This window comes from Mesorhizobium sp. M7A.F.Ca.MR.362.00.0.0, assembly GCF_004023175.1.
In the GTDB taxonomy this organism is placed as follows: domain Bacteria; phylum Pseudomonadota; class Alphaproteobacteria; order Rhizobiales; family Rhizobiaceae; genus Mesorhizobium.
This window is the reverse complement of record NZ_RZTF01000057.1, coordinates 1-6,404: the sequence shown is the minus strand read 5'-3', so window position 1 is coordinate 6,404 and position 6,404 is coordinate 1. Positions and strand designations below refer to the sequence as shown.

General features: G+C 63.3%; 5 protein-coding genes and 2 pseudogenes. 2 read left to right on the top strand and 5 right to left on the bottom strand.

Translation table 11 applies throughout. From position 1 onward, the window contains the following. The 5 genes and pseudogenes from EOC06_RS42190 to EOC06_RS10630 all read right to left on the bottom strand — a co-directional run. Nucleotides 1-1,423, bottom strand: a pseudogene (locus tag EOC06_RS42190) (DUF3363 domain-containing protein); the annotation flags it as partial. Between the two features lie 214 nt (nt 1,424-1,637). Continuing rightward, complete coding sequence (locus EOC06_RS10645; protein ID WP_024505647.1) at nt 1,638-2,321, bottom strand: lytic transglycosylase domain-containing protein; 684 nt, start codon at nt 2,319-2,321, stop codon at nt 1,638-1,640. Beyond that, nucleotides 2,309-2,857, bottom strand: a complete 549-nt coding sequence (locus EOC06_RS10640; protein WP_024505646.1) for a S26 family signal peptidase — start codon at nt 2,855-2,857, stop codon at nt 2,309-2,311. The genes EOC06_RS10645 and EOC06_RS10640 overlap by 13 nt, the downstream gene beginning before the upstream one ends. After that, a complete protein-coding gene (locus EOC06_RS10635) occupies nt 2,854-3,123 on the bottom strand; it encodes an AlpA family transcriptional regulator (protein WP_024505645.1) in 270 nt (89 codons plus the stop codon). Before EOC06_RS10635 ends, EOC06_RS10640 begins: the two co-directional genes overlap by 4 nt. Nucleotides 3,124-3,304: 181 nt before the next feature. Continuing rightward, nucleotides 3,305-3,628 (bottom strand): DUF736 domain-containing protein, encoded by a 324-nt coding sequence (locus EOC06_RS10630; RefSeq protein ID WP_024505644.1) that lies wholly within the window; start codon nt 3,626-3,628, stop codon nt 3,305-3,307. 1,420 nt (nt 3,629-5,048) lie between these two features. Between EOC06_RS10630 and groES the strand changes: the two are divergent. Beyond that, nucleotides 5,049-5,342 (top strand): annotated as a pseudogene (groES, locus tag EOC06_RS10625) (co-chaperone GroES); the annotation flags it as partial. Nucleotides 5,343-5,407: 65 nt separating this feature from the next. Then, nucleotides 5,408-6,404, top strand: a 997-nt coding sequence (gene groEL / locus EOC06_RS10620; RefSeq protein ID WP_128307706.1) for a chaperonin GroEL, incomplete at its 3' end; no start/stop codon positions are given.

Genomic DNA, 6,404 nt, shown 5'->3' with positions numbered 1-6,404 from the left:
CGACAGGCTCGGCCCTGGCCCGCTGGCCCTCATAATTCGCGACGCGATCGAGATGGTCCGGCGCGATGAGCCAGGTGCCGTTCGGCTCTCGCTCAACGCCGCCGGTCGCGCGGCGGATCGCCTCCAGCCGCCGCACATGCGTTCGCGCAAAGCTCTCGGTGGCGGATGGGTCATGCTTCAGGTGCATATCGACGTCGTAACGGCCGCCATGCGCGGCGGCGATTTCGGCGATGGTACGATCGACCTGCCTCGGCTCGGTGTTCCTTGGCGCGACACGCACGATGCAGCCATTAGGCATCGTTTCCATCGCCTCGCCTCTACCGATGTTGATCCAATGGCTCTTACCGTCGACGGCGTCGACGATCATGTAATGGCGGTCATTGATCTCGTCGGCCAGTCCACGCGCGACAACGCGACCGACGAGAGACTGGACGGGCTCGCCGGATCGATCGTGGATCACCCAGTCGGCGGCCCTGCGGGCAAGCCCCTTGCCGGTCAGTTCGCGGTGCATGGTCTTGATGATGTCGCCGCGTTCGCCGGTGCGGCGCAGCGTGGCTTCGAGCTCATCGTCGAGGCGCCAGGAGCCAGCGCCGACCTCCGCGGCCAGACCCATCCGCTCGAGCTTGCGCAGCCGTCCCTGGTGCAGCGTCTGGCGAATGGCGTCGGGACCGCCCGGCGAGACCAGGCCGTCATCATCACGCATGCTGAGCAGCCGACGGTCGATGCTGGTGAAGCGTTCCTGCTCCATTTCCCGGCGCAGGCGAAGCTCAATCTCGCGGTCGGTTCGCGGACCGAGATCGAGGCTGACCAGCTCGGCCGCCCGCTCGCGGATGCCAGATGAGATATATTCGCGCGCGATGACCAGGTTCTCGCCACGGTCGTCCCTGCCACGGACGATGATGTGGCTGTGCGGGTGGCCGGTGTTGAAATGATCGACCGCGACCCAGTCGAGCTTCGTGCCGAGGTCTTCCTGCATCTGCGCCATGAGCCGCCGCGTCAGCGCCTTGAGGTCGTCGTACTCGATGCCGTCTTCGGCAGCGACGATGAAGCGGAACTGATGGCGGTCGCCGTCCGCGCGATCGATGAACGCCTTGCCGTCGACGCGGCCGCTGTCGGCGCCGTAGAGCTCGCCAGGTTCACCTTCGCGGGTGACCCCGTCGCGCTGAAGATAGCGTAGATGGGCACGCGCCCCGTCCGCGCCCTTGCCGGCGAGCTTGACGACCCGCGCCTTGACGATCACCCGGCGCTGGCGGAAGGCGGCATACCGGTCGCGCGATTTCAGCAGTGCGGCGGCCGCCCCGCCGCGCCCTGTCCGGCTTCCTGTGAAGCGACCACCGCGTTGCGGCCGGCCGCCAGCCCGGTTGATCGCCGCACGAACCTGGCCGGCATAGCGTTTGCCGGCCTTCGAGCCGCGCGACCCGATTTTGCCGAGCTTCGGCCTGAACTCGTCATCCTTAATGCGAGCCTCCCAGACATATCAAGCAAAATCAGACACTTACACGTCAAACCCTCTTGGCACCGGCGGCAGCCTCCCGGAAAAACGATGTGCAGACAAAGATTTAACCGCCTCCTGGAGGCGGTACCTTTATCTTGCCTTCCGCGCCCAGCCCCGCCAGACGCGCCCCCGTCCGCCATGGCTAACGCACCGGCTCCTTCGGCTGCGCGCCGTCCTTGCCGAGCGGCACGAAGAGATCGCCGTTTCGCACGCCTGAGTGAACACCGTCATGAATGAAGAACAGCGACCGTCCGAGAGGAGCGATTTGCGCCTTTGGAGCGACAGATTGGCTTTCGAACGCCTCGATGTCGGCCGCCGAAACTCCGGCCGCCTTGAGTTGGTCGAGGTACTCGACGGTCTCTTCTGGCAGCGGTTTGCCACGCTTCAAATGCTCGTCGTAGCGCTCGGGACCGGCATTGTAGGCGCCAAACAGGCCAGGAAATCCGAAGCGGTCATACATGGCACTGAGATAGGCCGTGCCGGCCAGGATATTGTCGCGCGGATCGTGGGGGTTAGGCCCAAGGCCGTGTTCGACCCGCATCTCTTCATAGGTGCCGGGCATCACCTGCATGAGGCCCATGGCGCCAGCGGGGGAGGTGATGGGGCGGCCGCCGCGCATTGTCTTGCCGCCGCTTTCGGCAGCCATGACGGCATAGATCCAGGCTTGGGGAATATGGAAGCGCCGGCTTGCTTCCGATACCAACGTCTGCCACTTTCGCAGCTGCGGACTTTGGGAGATGGCGACCGGCTCAGCGCCGGTCGAGGCGGAACAGGCGCATGGCGCAATGGCGATCATGCCCAACAAGAGGAGGGTCACTCGGTCCATAGTGGTACGAGCCTCCCGATGACATTTTGAGTGGGAACAGGCCCGAAATAGCGGCTGTCGAAGGAGCGGTTTTTGTCGCTGCCGAGCAGGAAAACCTCGTTATCCCCGAGCGCTCGGCAGCCGTTCCACCATGGCAAAGGTCGGCCTTCGGCGTCGATTTTGAGCCGGCGCGCGACGATGTCGCCGCCGATGATGATGGCGTCATTGAAGGCGCAGACATTATCGTCCGGCAGCGCTGCAAGACGTTTTGCCAGCGGCACATTGCGAGGCAGATAGCTGCGCTCGGCGGCGAGATACGCCGCGTATTCAGGCGGGCGCACGAGCACGAGATCGCCACGCGCCAGCGCTCCCGCAGCGATGCGGTAAAGGCCGATCGGCGCGCTGGCCGAGGCGTTCCAGACCAGCCAAGGGGCGGGCTTTCCCAGCGCCGTGAAGCCCAAAAGACCGAGACCGGCCGCGGCCAAGGCGACCGTCTTACGGGCTCGAACACGCCTCAGGCGGCTGCCGATCAGATGGATGGAAGGGCGCCGCCTCATGAACGGCCTCCCGTGCCGCCCTGGCCGGAACCGGCCTTGCCATCGCCGGCGATGGAGTGCTGCGGGTGTCCTTTCGACCAATGGTCGAGTTCGTCGATGTGATAGCGGACATAGCGGCCGTGCTTGCGGAATTTCGGGCCGCCGCCCTTGAGCCGCATCTTTTCGAGCGTGCGCTGGGAGAGCCCGATATAGAAGGCGGCTTGGGCTGTGCTGAGAAACGGGCTGCCCTTTTTCGCGCGGGCCGCGCGTTCGTTTTCGTCGTCCATGATGATCCTCGTTTCGCTTCGGACAAGCGAGGGCGAGGATGGGCGAGGGAGATCGTCTCGGGGACGGGCGAAGAGTCGGGGGAGAGTTTTCGCCGCCCTTTAGGGCGGACGGGGTTTGGGTGGAACTCCTGGGAATGAGCCCCGCGCCGGGGCTGCGGCGCGAGGCTCTTATCTCGGCCGGTCAGTCGGCCGGGTTCCAGATGATGGCGTAGGTGTCGTGATCGTCCTGGCCGGCGGCTCGGCCGAGATTGGCGTAGAGCTTGCGCGGTCCGAACTCCGGCGCTGCAATCGACAGGCTCACATAATCCTTGCCGGAAGTCTCGCCGGTGCGGATCCAGCCAGCGCCGACTTCGACCCCTTGCGTAAGCACCCGGAAGTCGGGATGGTTATCGGCGCTCTTGGCCTGGTTGGGGACGATATCGATGTCGGCGCGGACGCTGAGCGTCTTGAACTGGCCCTTGTAGGCGCCGTTTTCCTGCTTGTTGACGTAACCGATCGCGGTCATTTCGAAGTCTCCTTTTGTGGTTTCGCCGGGGACCATCCCCTGCGATGGCGCACCGTAATGGGCGCGTCAGGACCGCCTGAATCCGACAGGGCCGCAGCGACAGTGAAGGACCCGAGCGGGCAGCTTTTTTGTGAGCGAAGCGGCGCGAGGAAGCCGCCGCAGGCGGCGGGGAAAAAAGCTGATGGCGCGAGGGTTTCGGGCGGCCGGACCCGCCCATAGGTCGACAAGCCAGCCGCAGGGATGGTCCTTGGAGAGAGCATGGAGACCGCTCGCCAAGTGCGGTCTGTCAGCCAAGCAGGACGCCGGGATGAAACGGCCTGCAAAGATGCTGCGCCCTTATGCCGGATCGAGATCGTGCCAGCGGGTCGGGCGCCAGAGCAGACATCCGGCATGGTGCGATCTATGAAAGCAGGGCTCGCCAGCGGGAATTTGATACGCGAGGGGGCCAAAGTAAGGCTGGATGAGAAGCCGGTGCTACCTGCAGGTCCAGTGTCATGTGGCGGCGCTCGGGAAACCGCTACGCAATGTAACGCGCTCTTATGAGGCGAACAGACCGGCCCCAAAACCGATCGACCGGTGGTCGGCGCGAAACGCGTCATGCCTGTCCGAAAGCTGACAGTGGCAGAAGACGCATGTCGGGTTCCGCACAATTGACCATGCTGGATTTGTGAGGTTTTCAGGGAGAGCCATGCGTTCACTTCCCAGTGAGCTTTGGCACGGCATTTGCTCTTGATGTGGCAACACGGATCGAAGGTTGACTGCATGCACAAGCGCGAGATGAGCAATGCTCTCCTTTCCTGGAGGCTTGGCAGCAGATTCGATTTGACGTTGCGAGGAGCTTCAGCCGCTCGCGGCGGAAGTGATCTCAAATCTGAAGGCACCGTTGGGGCCGCAGCCATCAAACACATCTTTCTCTTTTTCGCAGCTCGTCTTCAACGCGATGCGGACTTCTTCGCGTCGACGGCGGCCGAAGGTGGAGAAGGGGCTCGACTTGCAAAAAGGAGTTGTCAATGACGTCTTACGTTCGCACCAACAGCCCGGCGCAGGTGCGCTCACTGTCCACCTTTGGCAAGCATCTGCAAAGGAGCGTGCTGACGGCGACGCTGCTTGCCGCGGCTTCGACGGGAAGTGAAGCGCAGCCCTATGTTCGTGCTGACGGCAGCACGACTGACGACTTGGAAGCGGCGCGAGCAAGTTGGCGTCATGACGCCGAATTCAATGGAAATGTGGGGCTCGCAGCCATCAACGCGGATGCCGCGTATGCGTTGGGTTCCACCGGGGAGGGGGCCAGAGCTCCTCGCCTGCCCTCGTCCGTCTTGACGAGTGCCCGCTTACAGCCTACCTCACTATCGCGTTAGCACTCGTCCATCGCGAGTGCTAACAAAAACCCCTCAACAGCGCACCAGGGAAAAATCCGAAAATGGCAAAGTCGAAGTTCCGCCCGCTGCATGACCGCGTGGTCGTTCGCCGGGTCGAATCCGAATCCAAGACCGCTGGCGGGATCATCATCCCCGACACGGCAAAGGAAAAGCCGCAGGAAGGCGAGATCATCGCTGTCGGCTCCGGCGCCCGTGACGAAGCTGGCAAGCTGGTCCCGCTGGACGTCAAGGCCGGCGACCGCATCCTGTTCAGCAAGTGGTCGGGCACGGAAGTCAAGCTCAATGGCGAAGACCTTCTGATCATGAAGGAATCCGACATCATGGGCATCATCGGCTCATATCAGGCCCTTTCGTCAACTGAATTCCCGGGCTCGATTGAAGCCCCTGCCAGGAGCTAAAAATGGCTGCCAAAGACGTAAAATTCTCCCGCGATGCCCGCGAGCGCATGCTGCGCGGTGTCAACATCCTCGCCGACGCGGTGAAGGTCACGCTCGGCCCCAAGGGCCGCAACGTCGTCATCGACAAGTCGTTCGGCGCCCCGCGCATCACCAAGGACGGCGTCACCGTCGCCAAGGAAATCGAGCTTGAGGACAAGTTCGAAAACATGGGCGCGCAGATGGTCCGCGAAGTTGCTTCGAAGACCAACGACATCGCTGGCGACGGCACCACGACCGCGACCGTTCTGGCGCAGTCGATCGTCCAGGAAGGCCACAAGGCCGTTGCCGCCGGCATGAACCCGATGGACCTGAAGCGCGGCATCGACCTCGCGGTAACCGACGTCGTTGCGACCCTGATCAAGAACGCCAAGAAGATCAAGACCTCCGAGGAAGTCGCCCAGGTCGGCACGATCTCGGCCAATGGCGACGAGTCGGTCGGCAAGATGATCGCGGAAGCGATGCAGAAGGTCGGCAACGAAGGCGTCATCACGGTTGAGGAAGCCAAGACCGCCGAGACCGAACTCGAAGTCGTCGAAGGCATGCAGTTCGACCGCGGCTACCTCTCGCCCTACTTCGTCACCAACGCCGACAAGATGGTTGCCGAACTCGAGGACGTCTACATCCTCCTGCACGAGAAGAAGCTGTCCAACCTCCAGGCCATGCTGCCGGTTCTCGAAGCCGTCGTGCAGACCTCGAAGCCGCTGCTCATCATCTCGGAAGACGTCGAAGGCGAGGCTCTGGCCACGCTGGTCGTCAACAAGCTGCGTGGCGGCCTGAAGATCGCCGCCGTCAAGGCGCCGGGCTTCGGTGATCGCCGCAAGGCCATGCTGGAAGACATCGCCATCCTCACCGGTGGCCAGGTCATCTCGGAAGACCTCGGCATCAAGCTCGAGAACGTCGGCCTCAACATGCTCGGCCGCGCCAAGAAGGTGTCGATCTCCAAGGAGAACACCACCATCG